This window comes from Cyclobacterium sp., assembly GCF_014762705.1.
In the GTDB taxonomy this organism is placed as follows: Bacteria; Bacteroidota; Bacteroidia; order Cytophagales; family Cyclobacteriaceae; genus Cyclobacterium.
On the sequence record NZ_JABURL010000070.1, the window covers coordinates 22,363 to 40,581 of the forward strand.

The 18,219-nt window shown below is 42.1% G+C and carries 8 protein-coding genes and 2 tRNA genes; 7 read left to right on the forward strand and 3 right to left on the reverse strand.

The features are described 5' to 3' along the window. Nucleotides 1–88 precede the first annotated feature (88 nt). Nucleotides 89–160: transfer RNA gene (locus tag HUJ21_RS13085), tRNA-Glu, on the forward strand. A 20-nt stretch (nt 161–180) separates the two neighbouring features. Then, nucleotides 181–252: transfer RNA gene (locus tag HUJ21_RS13090), tRNA-Glu, on the forward strand. 125 nt (nt 253–377) lie between these two features. Here the strand turns inward: HUJ21_RS13090 and HUJ21_RS13095 are convergent. Next, on the reverse strand, nt 378–8,471 hold the full coding sequence (locus HUJ21_RS13095; protein ID WP_291370492.1) for a malectin domain-containing carbohydrate-binding protein: 8,094 nt from the start codon (nt 8,469–8,471) through the stop codon (nt 378–380). Between the two features lie 222 nt (nt 8,472–8,693). On the opposite strand from HUJ21_RS13095, the gene HUJ21_RS13100 reads away from it, so the two are divergent. From HUJ21_RS13100 to HUJ21_RS13115, 4 genes are read left to right on the forward strand one after another with little or no spacing between them, the layout of a single operon-like run. Further along, complete coding sequence (locus tag HUJ21_RS13100; RefSeq protein ID WP_291370494.1) at nt 8,694–9,938, forward strand: multidrug effflux MFS transporter; 1,245 nt, start codon at nt 8,694–8,696, stop codon at nt 9,936–9,938. 59 nt (nt 9,939–9,997) lie between these two features. After that, nucleotides 9,998–11,611, forward strand: coding sequence for an ATP-binding cassette domain-containing protein (locus HUJ21_RS13105; protein ID WP_291370496.1), 1,614 nt, complete (start codon nt 9,998–10,000; stop codon nt 11,609–11,611). 49 nt (nt 11,612–11,660) lie between these two features. Continuing rightward, on the forward strand, nt 11,661–13,019 hold the full coding sequence (locus tag HUJ21_RS13110) for a sodium:solute symporter family protein (protein WP_291370498.1): 1,359 nt from the start codon (nt 11,661–11,663) through the stop codon (nt 13,017–13,019). 16 nt (nt 13,020–13,035) lie between these two features. Next, a complete protein-coding gene (locus HUJ21_RS13115) occupies nt 13,036–14,229 on the forward strand; it encodes a class I SAM-dependent rRNA methyltransferase (RefSeq protein ID WP_291370500.1) in 1,194 nt (397 codons plus the stop codon). Nucleotides 14,230–14,275: 46 nt separating this feature from the next. Here HUJ21_RS13115 and HUJ21_RS13120 read toward each other — a convergent pair whose 3' ends face one another. Then, on the reverse strand, nt 14,276–15,685 hold the full coding sequence (locus HUJ21_RS13120; RefSeq protein ID WP_291370502.1) for a Gfo/Idh/MocA family oxidoreductase: 1,410 nt from the start codon (nt 15,683–15,685) through the stop codon (nt 14,276–14,278). Nucleotides 15,686–15,744: 59 nt separating this feature from the next. After that, nucleotides 15,745–16,854, reverse strand: a complete 1,110-nt coding sequence (locus tag HUJ21_RS13125; RefSeq protein ID WP_291370504.1) for a DUF5009 domain-containing protein — start codon at nt 16,852–16,854, stop codon at nt 15,745–15,747. Between the two features lie 209 nt (nt 16,855–17,063). Here HUJ21_RS13125 and HUJ21_RS13130 point away from each other — a divergent pair, with 209 nt between their 5' ends. Beyond that, complete coding sequence (locus HUJ21_RS13130; protein ID WP_291370506.1) at nt 17,064–18,206, forward strand: amidohydrolase family protein; 1,143 nt, start codon at nt 17,064–17,066, stop codon at nt 18,204–18,206. Nucleotides 18,207–18,219: the final 13 nt, after the last annotated feature.

Below are 18,219 nucleotides of genomic sequence, written 5' to 3' on the forward strand. Positions count from 1 at the left end.
GGGAATATTTTTTGGTGGGTTTTGGTTTGTTATTGAAAGGCCCTATATTTGCATCACCTTTGAGAAAAGAGCATATTCTTAATCAAATGGTCCGTTCGTCTAGGGGTTAGGACGCATCCCTTTCACGGATGAAACACGGGTTCGATTCCCGTACGGACTACATTTTTTATTTATGCTTGAGGTCCGTTCGTCTAGGGGTTAGGACGTATCCCTTTCACGGATGAAACACGGGTTCGATTCCCGTACGGACTACAACAAATATAGTTGATTTCTCCGCAAGGAGGATAGACTTTATTTGTGGTTGTTAGTGGTTAAAGTGAATAAAAAAACCTGGTCTTTTGACCAGGTTTTTTTCTTTGTACCTATTTTTAATATGCCTATTTTTTCACAATCAGCCGTAGCTGAAGTTGAGCCCCATTTTTTGCAATCAACCTCAGCAAGTAAACTCCCTGCTCAAGCTTGTCAACTGGTATCGCATATTCAGACTGATCATTATCTCTTACATCCTGAATAAATACCTGTTGCCCAGACATGGTGTAGATACTTATCCAATCAAGGGTCAAATCACCCTCTAGTCTAACAAATGCTTCCTGACTGGCTGGGTTAGGATAGAGTATTACATCCGGGAATTCCTGGAGTTTACCTGAGCCTTCCATCGTACCTTCAGTAACAATTCTGGAAGATGATGCAATGTCCCCTTTAATAGATTGCATCTTTTCCAAAACAATACCGGATACATTGGCATTATTTACTGATGCAAGGAAATCAATATTCATGGTGCCATCTGTAACTTCAATGTTTTCAAATAACAATTCCGTAGCCTGGTTGTTGCTTTCCAGAAAGATGTCAAAGTCATCTTTTACCAGTTCCTCCTCTACATAAATATCAAATACCCTGCTTCCTGCGCTACCTTCCGGACCGGCTTTTCCAAACCAGGGTTCGGTATGATAAGTTTTCACCCTGTAGGTGCCATTTTCTACTGGAATATCATATGACAGGAAGCTGGCATACCTTTCGGTCCTGAAAATCAATGCCTCGGTGCTGCCACTACTAATGAAGGTATTGGTGGTATTGTAATACTCAGGAAATGCATTGTCCCCTATAAAATCCATCCCAAGGTAAGAAGTGCTTTTAGAAGACCCTGTGTTTAAACTTAAAGTCCATGAGGGTTCTGATTCATCCAGCACGTTTATTTCAATCGTAGAAACATCTGTAAGCCCGCCTTCATCCATTATCGTTAATGAGGCCTCATAGGTACCCGGATCGGCATATACGTGTATAGGACTTATCTCCTGACTAATATTTCCATCTCCAAAATCCCATGAATAAGTTAGTTCACCTTCACCAGAGGAAGCAGATCCATCAAATAAAACCTCAAAAGGTGCGTAGCCGTCTGTTTGGGATGCAGCAAGAACGGAAGTGGGTGAAAGAACCCCAACGGCGTTAGATTGGATTGAAAAACCTGAAATACTTGCATTATTGCTTGTGGCTGATAGGTTGATATCCAATACACCATCTTTGACTTCGATCTCTCCAAATGTCAATTCAATTGGCTCATTGCCATTTTCTACAAAAAGATCAAAATCATTCTTTACAATTTCACCCTCAATTATTATATCATATACCCGCTGACCAGGAGCATCATCTGGTCCATTTTTTCCAAACCACAATTCATTATGGTAGGTTTTTACGGTATAAACCCCATTCTCAACTGGAACTGTATAGGTGAAATTCCTTGCAAATCTTTCAGTCAGAAATAATTCCGGGGATCCTGCACTGCTATTGCTAAAGGTAGATGAACTGGAAAAGGCAACTCCTGAGGAGGATTCTCCCATAAATTCATCTCCCAAATAATTGACAGTGTTATTCGTTCCCGAATTAACTTGAAGTGAGAAGTCAGTTTGATTTGCGGGGTCATTTACAGTAATAATCGTTTGATCTGTTGCCAGATTTCCCTCTTCATCCGTAACGGTTAATACTACTGTATACTCCCCTGCGGTTACATATTCATGGCTGGGATCCATTTCAGTGGAACCGGTTCCATCACCAAAATCCCAATTATAAGTCAAGGCCCCATTTCCAGAAGAACTGCTACCTGAGAAATTAACCATCAAAGGGTAAGCACCTTGCTGAATATCCGCTTCAATGATCGCTTCTGGCAAAGTAGATGTAATATTCTCGGCAATAATAGAAAAACCAGCAATAGAACCATTATTTACACTTGCAATAAGCCGTATTTCCAATTCTCCATCGGTAACAGAAATGTTTTCATGGGTCAGACTTATCGGTTGATTTTCATTTTCCACAAACAGATCGAAGTCTTCCATAACTACCTCGCCTTCTATCAAAATATCGTAAACTCTTTGTCCGGCCTTACTGGCTGGGCCACTCCTGCCATACCACAATTCGTTATGAAAAGTTTTTATCGTATAGATTCCATTTTCTACCGGAATTACGTATGAAAAATCGCTACCATACCTTTCTGTATAATACAAAGGAGAATAGGCCCCTGAGTTATAAAATGACGTTTTTGAATTGGTATAACTCACTCCCGAATTACTTTCGCCGACAAAATCAATTCCTTCCAGACTCACCAAATTGTCACTACCCCCATTGACATGCAATTCAAATGCATCCGGGGAATTTACTGTGACCAAGACCTGGTCATTCGCCGAATCACCATCAGAATTATATACCGTAAGACTGACCATATATTCTCCTTCAGTTTCAAAAATATGAGTGGGATTCTCCTCAGAAGAGAAATTACCATCACCGAAGTCCCAGAAGAACGTAAAGTTTTCAGGACTGGATGCATCATTTGAAAATTCTACTTCCAGTGGGCCTGTACCCGAATTGGCAGATGTAGAAATATTTGCAATAGGAAAGGCTCCCAGTTCGCCTTGATTGACAATGGATAGGCCAGATATGGTGGCGTTATTGTTTATTGCTATCAAATCAAGATCTAACTTTCCATCAGTTACCTCAATATCCTCAAAAACAAGTGCCATGGGCTGGTTGTCATTTTCCAAAAACAAATCAAAATTGGCTTTTACCTTCTGTGTTTCAAGGTAAATATCGTAAACCCTTTTTCCAGCCGCTTCAACTCCTCCTCCTGGTTGACCAAACCAGGTTTCAGTATGATGGGTGGTCACTGTATAAATTCCGTTAGGCAATTGAATCTCATAGCTTAACTCACTAGAGAACCGCTCTGTTTGATAAAGGGCAGGCGCTTCAATGTTTGTATTTTTATACACACTACCTCCATTATGGATATCCGTAAGGTAATGATCCCCCACATAGGTTTTGCCATCAAAAACCACATCATCAAATGTACCGGAATTGAAATACAGGGATACTTCCTCAAAATCCCCATCTCCCTCTATAGGGATTATCGTTTGACCACTATTCCCCCAATTTATCACCAGCTCCGCATTTCCTTCCAAAGCTTCTCCTTCATAATCCAACAGTAGATTAAATTGATGGCCTGGTTTCCAAAAAACGTTTTCAGGTAATTCTCCATCCAGGATGGTGAAATCTTCTGCATTTGGACCTGTTAGTATTATTGATTTAATCCATAATCCGGTATTACCACCTTCCAGTGATACGGAAAGTTCTTTTGGTTGGCCTTTCCTAAATACCATGGAATCTTCATAAACCAATTCTCCGGCAGTCAATGGTTCTCCATTGGGTTGATCAAAACCAAAATATTCCATGTTCTTCTGGTTTCCTCCTCCCCTGTTTGGTGAACCTCCAAGCACAAACAATCCCTTTCCTGAAACAATACCCTGGGTACCATGACGGGCAAAATTCATGGAATCCAGGGTTTCCCAAGATTGTTTTAAAGGATCAAACATCTCAGTCGTGGCAAGGGCTTCTGAAATGCCTGGCACCTCTCCACCTGCCACGATCAGTTTATCCAAATAATTATTTACGATGGCTCCGGCTCTTGGAGTAGGCAGGTTTAATTCTGCCGGTAAGGTACTCCAGGTTTGAGCATTAAAATCATACACATCCACCTCTGGTAATACCGGAGCAAAAGTACCTTCAGGACCTCCTGATTGTCTTCCGGAAATCACGTACATCCTGCTTCCCAGCTTGGTGGCAAAAAAGTGATCCCTGGCCCTTGGAGCATCAGCTAAAACAGTCCACTCTCCCGTTTCGGGATCAAAACTGTCAAAATAGCTTACATATCCTCCATCATGACCTTGCGTATTGCCGCCTACCAGGTAAAATTTACCCCTGTGTTCTACCAGTCCAGCTGAGCCCCTTCTCCTTTCTTCAGGGATTTCAGGCCCCTGAATCCATTCTTCATTGACAGGGTCAAACATCCAGATATGGCTCGCAGGTATTTCATTAGGAAAATCATTTGTTTGGAATGCACCTACCACCCAAATCAATCCATCGTAGGCCAATGCCTGAAAATGATTGAAACTGTGAGGATTGATATTGGATAAGGAACGCCATTCGTCTTTTGCATAATCATAAATATCAATGGTCCTGGAACTTTCCCTGCCTCCCATCAGGTAGAATTTGTCACCTGCCTGGACAAAGCTATTTTCATGTCTGCCTGAATAATCAGTGCTTTCCTCCTTTAATGTCCACTTCTGCTCAGACAATTCAGGGCTGATGGTCCATGTGAAATTGAATGAAACCGCATCAGAGTGGATTTCATCCTCATCATCAATCGTAATCCTTACCCTGTGAGGACTATTGGCCAATGCCCCTTCTTCGATGGTACCATATATGGTGCCATTGGTAGGCTCCAAATAAATACCTGGAGGCAATCCCTCAGCCGAATAGTTGAGGTTACCATTACCCCCCGAAGCCACCACAAACATGCTTCCATCCAGTTCATAATTTATGAAATTAATCTGATCTTCGACCCTTTCATACTCAATAGGAATCTGAATGGGTTTCCCTATAATTTCTATGGCATTCAACAGGGGATTTTCTTTCTGTTTCAGGAAGGTAATGTTCAATTCCCCATCAGCTACACTCACCTGGTACTGTTCCATGCCTCCTATCTTATGGCCAAACCTTTCTATTAAATCCAAAGAAGATTCAACAACCTCCCCTTCAATCTGAATATCAAAATACCTTTTTAAAAGCGTTGAAGTACCCTCAAAGCCGTTACCCATGTAAAGGTTGACTAAATACTCCCCATCCGGCAAAGGAATTGAATAATCCATACTGGGATCTGGGCTGTACCTTTCCTTGTTGAATATTTGCTCATACTCCTCGTCAGAAATATATTCCGGAATGGAAACGTGCCGGTTGGATGCAGAAAAAGAATTGGTAGAAACCTTTCCACCGGATACAGCGAACAATTCAGTTTCTTCAGGACCCGATAAATTATTGGATAACCAAACTGGCAAATCATCTTCAATATTTATGGTAGGTCCACCAGCATTTATTCTCAACAAAATTTCAAAATCCTGCTCCACAAGGACATTAAAAGTTTGTTCTACAAAATAACTGTTTTCGTCGGTAGCTCTCACAGTTACATCTGTACTAACCTCATCACTGGGAATGATCAACCTCAATATATTATCTTCTATTTCAGCCCCAATCACAGGATTGGTATTTTCAGCGATAGTATATGTCAGGTTATTCACCCCATCATCATCATCAAAATATTCATCCAGATCAGTAAAAACGTCCGGATCACCCAACAATCTGCTGACATTCCTTAATTCTCTTATCGTGTAAGGAACTTCTCCACTTATTTTGAAATAATTCCAAACCCCTACAAAACTCTTCTCCATGTCATGAGAGGAACCATAAATACCTATAGCCAAAGGAATATCCATATTTTGAATGGCTTCTTTGATGCTACCTCCGGTCTCCATGATACCCAGAGAAATATATGGTTGATTGTCGTATTTATATTTGGGTTCTACCGTACCGGTGTAAGGGTTTACCTCGAAAGCCAATTCAATTAAAGTGTTGGCACCTGGTCTTTCCAACTCCGGAATTTCCAGAAAAAGTGGACTGGTATCGGCTACATCATCAATTTCCTGGGCCGCATAAATACCCTCTTTGGTGAAAACTAGTTTTATAAAATTACTTTGGGTACCATCTCCTATCTGAATGCCTATTTCACCCTCTCCTTCAAAGTCATAAAGTTGTCCGGGAGAGGATAAGCCAATGATTCCGGATGAAATGATGAAATTTCCGGTTTCAGTGCCGGCATTGATACCCAATTGGAAACCCTTATCCTGATTATTGGCCAAGCCATCTGCCGTACCACCTGTCATGGAAATTTGTATGGCCCCTGCTGTACCACCATAAATATCCGGATCTCCAGGACTTTCATTTCCCTTATCCAGCCAGTTGAGCCAATTTGGATTATCATCCCCATTGTTCATTAATCCGGTCAGTCCCAATCCCAAATAACCAAATTCCTGGCCTGATGCATCAGATTGATTGGTAAACAACTGATTTTCCAATGGAAGGTCACTGGGATAACCGATTTGAAAGGAATCATCTTTATCCAGTATTCCATCTCCATCATCATCTTCGTCATTTAGATTGGAAATGAAATCTTTGTCATAATCATCCGGAGCTGATCCTCCTGAACAATAATCCGTACCGTTATCTATCTCATCCTGATTGGTATAACCATCATGATCATAATCAGCTGCCGGATCGAAATCCGGATCATCCACAGGTATGCAAAAAACATCATCTTCCGGAGTCAATACCATGATCCGGTTATCAAAAGTCGCCACCCAAACAGTACCTGGAAAAATTTCATTATCTCCATTAGTAGTGATTCCCAGGGCATTTCCTCCATTGAGGTTCCATTTACTGAATTCTACTTCTTTTAAAGAACCATCTCCATTTAAGTGAACCAAATGAAGGGTCCCTCCATTTTTACCAACTATCAGAGATCCTTTCAAAACCCCCTCGAAATTAGTCGCTTTATATTCTGCTATCCCATTGGAATTGTTCGGGAAAACAGTAACAATATTTGGCTGAGGTCCATTACTGTTGGCTAAAGTGGGCGCAATAAAATCTGCCTCAGCTGGATTTGCACTACTTAATGGAACCGGGGGCCAGTTTGCGGGGAGACTATTGGCTGCATAAACATCAAAGCCAGGCTGACCAGGAGCTACAGGTTCAAGAATCTGGGTTCTGAAATTGTCTGAAGGGGTAAAAACTGGAGTTACATTGGCATAATCATTATTATCTCCAATAAATTTGGTGTACAAACCGGCTCCTCCGGGAGCATAAGGGAAAGGCTCCCCTTTAATATAAGCCTGACCAGGATTGGCCCTGACTGGGGTGGGATGCCCTCCATAATAGGACCCGGGAACATAGGCATCTAAATTCGTGGTGACCAATAACAAGTGATCCTGATTATCCACAAACTCCCCGGCTGATGAAGGATTTAGCGGACTGGAACCTGGTTCACCCGGGTTATAATTATTGTTAATCATCGACGCATTACCCTCGCCCAGAGGTAAACCGCCCCAATTGATATTGGCCCCATTATCGGTAACAAATAACTTCCTATCTTCAGTCACCACTAAATCATATGAGTTTCTGTATCCGGGAGAAAAAATCTGAACAGGGCCATTTTCGGTCACCATTCCCATGTTCAAACCATCATTCCCGCCAAAAGGATCATTTACATCAATTCCATCATAATTTGGATCATTCGGATTATAAATTCCATTGACATTTTCCCGACTGGGATCATCCAGAGTGGGGATATCGTATTTGAATGACCTGCCGGAGTGGCTGTCAGTTTTGGTGGGTAAAGCTTCTATGGCTTCCAGATCAATACTTAAAATAGCTGCAGAAAGCGCAAATTCAGTGATGTAAGTAAAATTTTTTGAAGGAGCCCCGGCATTGGTTAGACCGCCACTCGCTACCAAAAGGTAGGGTTTATTATTAATGATTGTAAATTCCAATCCATTTGTGGAGTGATTCTCTTCAGAACGTGGCAAACCTCTTACTAAATCGACCACCTCCCAGCTCTCGCCAGTCCAGCTAATTTTAGTGATTATTCCTGAATTGGTATCAAGCAACTTGTCCCCGCTTGGCCCCCCCCATTTGGGATCGCTGGAACTCACATAAATTACCGGATTTTCTGCGGTCCCTACTACCGTAAGACCTGTAATTTGTCGATTTCCCCGATTATCATAGGCCAATAAACCAGTATCGTCATAATTGGGAATATTCTTTACCCCCAGAAGCAGTTCTTCGCCAACCACATCATATTGGTTGGCTCCCTCTTTTAATACCGAATAGATTTTGATTTCTCCTTTAAGTTGAGAAACATAAAGCCGCTCATCAGGTCCAAATTGAAGAGAGGTTCCCTGGTTAATATTATCAAAATCATTAAAATTTAATGAAGTTTGATTAAAACTTACGTTTTGAGCAAACAAATAATTTTGATTGGCAAACCAAATAAATAGGATAAATGAAACAATTGTTAAAGAATTTTTTGATGCTGATACCATAAGTTTCAAAATAATAAATTACTAAAACTGTTCATTAATAATATTTAAAAGTTTAATGCTGTTTTGTTTTGACAATATTAAACATTTAATCTAAAAAAATCAATCTTAAAAAACGTTTTATTTTATTTAAAATACATTTTTAATGATTTAACATTCTAATTTATTTACTAAAGAATCAAAATCCCCTTTTTAACCCTTAAATACGTATTTTTGTATTTTGCTATGAAAGAACAAAAAAATTATTTTATCCTGGTATTGATTTTGGGGGCATTAAGTACCATCAGTCCGTTCTCAGTGGACATGTATCTGCCTGCATTTCCGGCAATTTCTAAAAACCTGCATACCAGTATTTCCAACATTCAACTATCGCTAACCAGCTATCTGATAGGAATCGCCATCGGTCAGTTGTTTTATGGTCCATTATTAGATAGGTTTGGAAGAAAAAAACCGCTTTATGCAGGGCTTTGGATTTACGTCCTGGCGTCCATAGGATGTGCTTTTGTATCCTCCTTTGAAGGGCTTATCATCATGCGTTTCGTTCAAGCCATTGGCGGTTGTGTGGGAATGGTGGCAGCACAAGCACTGGTTCGGGACTTATTCCCTGTAAATAAAATTGCCCAAACCCTAGCCATGCTGACATTGGTGATTGCCGTTTCCCCTATGATAGCACCTACCCTAGGTGGGTATATTGCGGCTCATTTCCATTGGCATTGGCTATTTATTTTATTGGCCATTATATGTACCGGCATCATTATCTCCTGCAAATGGCAACTTCCCGACGGTGCAGAGCCGGACCTGAATCTCTCTCTCCGGCCGGTTCAGGTTTTTAAAAAATATATTGAAGTTCTTAAAAACAATCAATTTCTAACCTATATACTTGTCGGTGGAATTGCCGGAGCAGCACCCTTCGCCTACATAGCAGGATCTTCTGATGTGTTTATCAATATTTATGGGTTAACCGCTACAGAATATGGTTGGCTTTTTGCTTTTCTATCCATTGCCATGATTGGGGCTACCCAACTGAACCACATCCTGTTGAATCACTTCAGCAACCGTACCATCGTGATTACAGCCCTTTCTTACCAATTGGTCATTGGCCTGATCATCATTATCGGTGTGTGGACAGCAGCGTTTAATGTTTGGGTATTGATCGGTATCATGTTTATCTTCCTGACCGGTCATGGGCTGAGTGTTCCCAATGCAGCAGCCATTTCACTGGCTCCCTTCTCTAAAAATGCAGGGAGTGCTTCTGCCATGATGGGTTTTATGCGTATGGCCATAGGAGGTCTGGTTACCGCCTTGGTGAGCCTTTTTCACAATGGAACGGCCATGCCCATGGTCATGTTGATGGCAGGCTGTATATTGGTGGCGGGGATGGTCCTGCTTTTTCACTTTTCAGCTACAGGGGAATTGTACACCTGGAGGAAAAAACAAGCTGCGCGGCCTTTCTGGAGCAAGGGAAAATAGGTGATGCTGGATTATTTTTTTAACTTTGCGCTTTGTTAAATTTTCAGTAGGCAAATACAATGATTTCAGTAGATAATTTATCCCTCAAATTCGGCAAAAGAACACTGTTCGAAGATGTAAACCTAAAGTTCACCCCAGGTAATTGCTATGGGGTCATCGGTGCCAATGGCGCAGGAAAATCTACATTTTTAAAGATCCTTACCGGAGAAATTGACAGCACTACGGGCATCGTCAATATTACACCCGGACAAAGAATGTCCGTACTTTCCCAGGATCACTTTGCCTTTCAGGAGGAGGAAGTTTTACGAACGGTGATCATGGGGCATAAAAAGCTTTTTGACATCATGACGGAAAAAGATGCCATTTACATGAAAGAGGATTTTACAGAGGAAGATGGTAACAAAGCAGCTACACTGGAGGCTGATTTTGCAGAAATGGACGGCTGGAATGCCGAAAGTGACGCAGCAGCACTTCTTTCCGGATTGGGGGTGAGTGAAAATCTCCATGGGAAATTAATGAAAGACTTATCCGGGGATCAGAAAGTAAGGGTGCTATTGGCACAGGCTTTATTTGGAAATCCGGATATACTGATTCTGGATGAACCCACAAACGATCTTGACGCCGAAACCATCGGCTGGCTGGAGGATTTCTTAATCAATTTTAAAAACCTGGTCATTGTGGTTTCTCATGACAGGCATTTTTTAGACCAGGTGGCCACGCATATTGTAGATATAGATTTCGGTAAAATCAACATATATTCCGGAAATTATTCTTTTTGGTATGAATCTTCCCAACTAGCCGCAAAACAAAAAGCGGATCAGAACAAGAAGGCCGAAGAAAAGCGAAAAGAGCTTCAGTCTTTCATTGAGCGCTTTTCCGCAAATGTTGCCAAATCCAAACAAGCGACTGCCAGGAAAAAAATGCTGGAAAAGCTCAATGTGGATGAAATTAAGCCTTCCACCCGAAAATATCCGGGCATTATTTTTAAACCTGAAAGGGAGGCCGGAGACCAGCTACTGCTTACCGATCAATTGGAATTGAAAAACGAAGAGAAGGTCTTTTTCACGGATGTAAACCTGATGGTGGACAAAGGGGACAAAATCGCCTTTCTCTCCAGGACCAAGCAGGCCGTTACCAAGTTTTTCCAAACCATCATGGAAGAAATTCCTGTTCAATCCGGAAGTTTTAAATGGGGGGTAACCATTAATAAAGCTTACATGCCCAATGATAATTCTTCTTTTTTCGACTCAGACCTAAAACTGATTGACTGGTTGAGTCAATACAGCGAAAATCAGGAGGAGGCTTATGTAAGAACTTTCCTGGGCAGAATGCTTTTTACAGGTGAAGAGTCTCTGAAAAAAGCATCCGTGCTTTCCGGGGGAGAAAAAGTACGGTGTATGGTTTCCCGGATGATGCTTCAGAACCCCAACTTTCTGGTTTTGGATGAGCCTACCAATCACCTGGATCTGGAATCCATTCATGCACTTAACAATGCCATGATTGATTTCACGGGAACTTTGTTGTTTTCTTCCTTTGATCATGCTTTCGTACAGTCTGTTGCCAACCGGATTATCGAATTTACACCCAAGGGCACCATTGACAGGCGAATGGATTACGAATCCTACCTGGAAGATCCGGAAATTAAAGCCCTGAGGGATAAGATGTACCATTAATAACCATTACTTGCTGCCCACTGCGATCGTTTGTTACTTATTGGTAACCATGGCTTTAGGCGCATGGTCTTCCCGCTTTGTCAAGACTTCCGGGGACTTTATGCTGGCCGGCAAACAACTCCCGCTATATTTAAGTGCCTCGGCTCTTTTTGCCACCTGGTTTGGCTCTGAAACCATTTTCGGTGCTTCCTCAGAATACCTGAATCATGGTTTACTTGGGGTCATGGAGGACCCTTTTGGAGGCGCATTGTGTCTGCTATTATTTGGGTTGTTTTTTGCAAAGCCCATATACGCCATGCAAGCACGCACATTGGGGGATGTGTATAAGAAACTTTTTGGGAAAAGGATTGCCTTGTATGCCACCATTTTCATGATCCCCGCTTATTTCGGATTCATTGCTGCGCAGCTGGTGGCCTTTGGATTAATTCTTGGAGCAGTTGCCGGTCTTTCTATGGAGATGGGAGTCATGATCAGCGCTGCAATCGTTCTATTTTATACCTTTTTAGGAGGAATGTGGGCCATTTCGATCACCGATTTTGTTCAGACAATCGTCATTGTGGTTGGTTTATTCTGGCTGACGATCACGCTCAGCCAGGAAGCCGGCGGCATTTTCATAATCATGGAGCAGGCACCCGATTCCAGTTTCACGTTTTTTCCCCCTCCAAAAGCAGGTGCCTGGATGGAATACCTGGGTGCCTGGGCCATTTTAGGCTTGGGAAGCATTCCAAGCCAGGATATTTATCAGCGATCCATGTCAGCCAAAAGCAGTGGTACGGCCCAAAAATCATTGTTTCTTGCATCAGCATTTTACCTGACCATAGGACTTTTACCCTTGTTTATCGCCTTGAGTGGAAAAATCCTATATCCGGAAATTTCCCTGGAAAACGATCAACTGCTTCTTCCAGAACTGGTATTGCAGCACAGTAGTTTGCCCTTACAGGTTGCCTTTTTCGGTGCCCTGCTTTCGGCTATTATGAGCACCACCAGTTCATCCATGCTTGCCCCAACTGCGCTTATAACAGAAAATATCATCAAGCCTTTAAAGTATGACAGATGGAGTGAGCATCAAATGTTGTGGATTTTGAGAATCTGCCTGGTAGCCATCACCCTTATTTCCGTTGTTCTTGCCTTTTGGAAGACCAATATTTACTCCCTGATTGGAGAGGCATCTATGTTATTGCTTGTGTCCTTACTTACGCCACTTACGGCAGGTTTATATTGGAAAAAAGCATCCTCAACAGGAGCAAAATGGTCCATATTTGGAGGCATGGCAGCTTACCTGTTATTCTATTTTGAGTTTATCCCCATACCTGCACCCCATCATTTGGCAGCTCTTGCAGTCAGCATAGTGGCCATGATTATCGGTTCCAACCGATATCCCGGGCCACTTTCAAACAAACTATCCTGAAAATTACTTCAAAAAAATGAGTCCCCATAAAATGAACTACCCTGAAATCACCCTGAAAAAGGGAAAAGAGATCTCTATAAAACGAAAGCATCACTGGATTTTTTCAGGTGCCGTTGAAAAAAAACCACTGGACCTGGAGGAAGGAAACCTGGTAAAGGTCCTGGATAACAAAAGGCAGGTGTTGGGCATTGGTTTTTATTCACCAGGCTCCATTATGGTGCGAATGATAACCTTTAGCGACAGGGAAATTTCGGAAGACTTCTGGGTGGAAAAAATTTCAACTGCCTACAAATTAAGAAAGGAGATTTTTTCCTCCCGGAACAAAAAGACCAATGCCTACCGGTTGGTACACGGGGAGGGGGACCGCATGCCGGGCTTGATCATTGACAATTACGACGGAAACCTGGTCATTCAGGGTCACCACCCGGGAATTATCAAAGAACTGGACAACATATCAACTGCCTTGAAAAGGGTTTTAGGGAAAGAGCTCAAATCCATTTATAACAAAAGTTCTTCGGCAATGCATGGCAATACCGATCAGGCCGATGGATGGGTCTTTGGTGAAAGTCCGGATAACCGGATAGTGGAAAATGATTTTCAATTTGAAATCAACATGGAAAAGGGCCAGAAAACAGGCTTTTTTCTGGATCAAAGGGACAACCGGAGTTTACTCCAGGCCTATTGCCTGGGAAAAGTAGTACTCAATACTTTTTGTTATTCTGGCGGATTTTCTGTGTATGCTATGGGAGCAGGGGCAAGCAGGGTCACCTCCGTTGACATATCTTCAGAGGCCATTGCCCTTTGCCAAAGGAACCTCGAAATAAACGGGTTTGATCCCATTAATAATCCCTCTATTACTGCAGATGTAATTAAATACCTTCAGACTATCGATGACTCCTATGAAGTAATTATTCTTGACCCGCCTGCTTTTGCCAAAAACAGGCGCTCCCGCCACAATGCGGTACAAGCTTACAAAAGATTGAATGCCCTGGCACTGAAAAAAATAAAGCCCGGAGGTATATTGTTTACTTTTTCCTGCTCTCAGGTAATTGACCGGGACTTGTTTCACCATACGGTAACAGCCGCAGCGCTGGAATCAGGAAGAAATACCCAAATCCTTCATCAGGTGTCCCAGGGGGCGGATCACCCTGTAAATGTATTTCATCAGGAGACTTCCTACCTGAAAGGTTTGGTTTTGTATGTAGATTAAAAAAAGGCGGCAGGGAGTTAGCCCCCTGCCGCCTTTTTTATTCCAATCAGGCATTCACACCTGTGGTACCACCCCCCTTAAGGGTAAGTTCCACCGGTTGGTTGGTTTCCCATGCTCCTGCCGTAAAGTCCGGAATATCGATTGAATTGGATCGGTTGGCCACCGACCACTCGCTCAATGGAGTAATGGAACTCCAGAGTGCCGCATCGTAAACATCCTGATCCAATGGCAGGCCGTTTCGAAGGCAGTCAATCAATCGCCAGTCCATCATAAAATCCATGCCGCCATGACCGCCGATTTTTTTGGCCATTTCTCCCACTTTTTTGACGATTTCCGGAGTGTATTTTTCTTCCAGTTCTTTTACTTCCTCATCCTTCATCCAGCCATGACCAGTAGAAATACCCGGTACAGGCCATTTTCTGGCCATTCCTTTAGTGCCACTGATAAGGTGGATTCTGGAATAGGGCCTGGGAGAACTGACGTCATGCTGAATCATTATGGATTTACCCTTTTTGGTTTTGACCAATGTGGTATTCATGTTTCCCCTAAAGTTCTTAGTCGCGAAAGATGCAAAGAAATTATCCTCTGCCGCCAACTGCTCGGCACGGGCTTTCATGTGAAAATCATTGCTGGATAAGGATGTCAGGTAATCCATTTGGTCTCCGCGGTTGATATTCATGATTTGACATACGGGTCCTAAACCATGAGTGGGGTAAATATTACCATTCCGGTAGTTTTCCTTCAATCTCCACATGTCCTGATAGCCGGTACCCTTTTGAAAATTCAAATCCAAAAGGTCATGTATATAGGCTCCTTCTCCATGGATGATATCACCAAAAAACCCATCTCTGGCCATGTTTAGCGTCATTAGCTCAAAAAAATCGTAGCAACAGTTTTCCAATTGCATGCAGTGCTTTTTGGTCCGCTCAGACGTTTCTACCAATTGCCAGCATTCTTCAAGGGTAATCGCAATGGGCACCTCAGAAACGGCATGTTTGCCTGCTTCCATTGCATATACCGCCATAGGAGTATGCCATTCCCAGGGTGTAGCAATGTATATAAGGTCCAGATCATCCCTGTCCACCATTTTCTTCCAGGCAAAGGTGGATCCGCTATAGGTCTCCGGATTATGCGAAGTTCCCTCCAGACTTTTCATCACCTTATCCACCATTTCTGGCCTTAAGTCACACAAAGCCTTGATCTCAACTCCCTGAATTTTACTCAAACGATTAACAGCCCCAGGCCCTCTCATTCCCAGACCAATAACCCCTACCCTTACTACATCCAGTTTGGGGGCTGAAAAACCTGACATGTTGAACCTTTGGACATGCTGTTTTGTACTTTGAACAAGCACTTTTTCCTGTTCTTCCCGGGAAAGTCCTGTAAAACCAGTTCCCATCATCCCTATTCCGGCAAGGCCGGATAGTTTTAAAAACTCTCTTCTTTTATTACTCATATTTATTTCAGTTTAATTGTCAATCGTTTCAATTGCATGTTTATTTGTCAGACATCATTCTAAATTTTAAAAAACAGCTTTTTTCTGTATAGAAAATAGCACAGGTACCACATGATTGCCAATGTAAATACGGCGTTAATTAATTCCAATACATTTTCCGGCAAGCCAAGTGCACCCAAAGTCCCATAATTGAAAATTCTTACAAAACCGGTCAACCAGTCATGTCCCAAAATCTGGGCAAACAGGTAAATGAATATCGGGTTCATGCCGACAATAATAAAAAAGAATGTCCAACCTTTAACTTTTTTTACATCAATCAGCCAATAGAACAACGCCAGGGCCAATATGGCCCAACCTCCGGAAGCAAATACAAAGGCACTTGTACTTATCCTCTTAATGATTGGCGTGATGCCCGCCCAGTCCAAACCGTATCCAATAAGCAATGCTGACATGCCTGCCAAAACAAAGTATTTGATTATTTTTTTGGAAGAAGATTGATGTAACAATAATGCATTACCGCACATCGCCCCCCATAGGGTATGGGCGGCAGTAGGAATACAATTGATGGCCACCCAACCACCTCCGCTTAACTTACCCATCAGGAGAAGGTCTGTAAAAGACCCAAAATTTTCTCCTTTCACAAAAGGTGAAGCAGGATCATATAAGCGGTACATGATCTCCGTCAATACCAACAGCCCTAGGGAAATAGCCAGTTGAATTTTAAATGGCTGCCGGATCAAAAAATACGTCAGTAATATGGTGAAAGACAGTTGGGTAAGTACATTCCAAAGCTCAAAAACAATGGCATCCGCATAAACGCAATGCAAACCTGTCCCAAATAAAAACAATAGCAGGCAACGTTTTACTATATGGCGGGTCACTTTGCTTCTATCCCCTTGTTTGGACAATCTCTTATTTAAAGAAAAGGGCATGGCCACCCCAACTATAAACATAAAAAAAGGCTGAATCAAGTCCCAAAACCGAAGCCCGTTCCAGGGATGGTGGGTAAATTGGAGAAAAAACAGAAACCCCAGGCTCCCTTCAGAAAACATGTCAAGTAAGGCACGGTATATCAAGGCGGATTCCGCCACCAAAAGAAACATGGTAATCCCCCTGTAAGTATCAAGAGAACCAAGCCTTTGGTCAATTAATTTTGGGCTTGAAGCCATATTCAAGATAAATAAATGCTTTTATGATCAAATATATGGAAAGATGATTGTCAAAGATAGCTTTTCAATAACCTGCTTCAAACAGTATTTTATAAAAATATTATGAATGGTAAAGAGATTAATTTAAAATATTTCTGTAATTTTCTTATTCTTAATCCCCTGATTTCCTAAAACAATCCAGTCATCGGCCATTAAACAGCATCTTGATAATGCAAAGCACCCTTGTAGTAACCCGCCATTCCTTTCTCCTTCCTATTTTGACCTTTTGTTTTCTGGTCTGCACCGGATGTAATGAAGAAGTACAAACTCCTGAAAAAGAAGTATCTGCGGAAGAAAATGTGAATTCCCTACTATTAAAGGATTACAAACCTGAATCCCTTTACCAAAGCATTGGTCCTGCTGTGGAAAAGGCTGCATTTCCTGTCATAGATATGCATGCCCACCCCTATGCGAAATCAGAAGCAGAATTGGATGAATGGGTAAAAATCATGGACAAGGTAGGCATAGAAAAAACGATCATCCAAAGTTATCAAACGGGTGCTGCATTTGACTCACTTGTTGCTGTTTACAACAAATACCCAGATCGTTTTATCCTCTATTGTGGCTTCGATTATTCAGGGTTTGAAGAAGACGATTTTGGGGATGCGGCTATAAACGAACTTGAAAGGTGCTTTTCGGTCGGGGCAAAAGGCGTCGGGGAATTGGGAGATAAAGGTAAAGGCTTGTTTTATTCCAAACCAACCAAAGCTTTTGGCATGCACATCAACGATCCCAAAATGAAACCCTTGCTGGAAAAATGTGCAGAACTCGGCATGCCTGTAAGTATTCACGTAGCCGAGCCCATTTGGATGTACCAGCCAATGGATGCCAGAAACGATGGGTTGATGAATGCATTCAAATGGCGGCTTGATGACCAAAAAGGGATCGTTGATCATGGAGGAATGATCGCTATTTTAGAAGATGCAGTTGCCCAAAACCCGAAAACGACATTTATTGCCTGCCATTACGCCAATAGCAGTTTTGATTTGGGTATCCTTGGCAATCTTTTTGACAAGTATCCCAATCTGTATGCAGATAACAGTGCGCGGTATGCGGAAACCGCAACAATTCCAAGAACGGTAAAAAAGTTTTATACCCAATATGCAGATCGGTTGGTATATGGCACGGATATGGGGATCAGCGAAGAAATGTACCGTACTACACTAAGAATTCTGGAGACAGCAGATGAGCATTTCTATGACAGAAACATTTCCTCCTACCACTGGGCCATGCACGGATATGACCTTCCCACTAATGTATTGGAAAAGGTTTACCGAAATAATGCCCTGAAAATTTTAAACCTCGAACCTTAAATAGATCACTTAT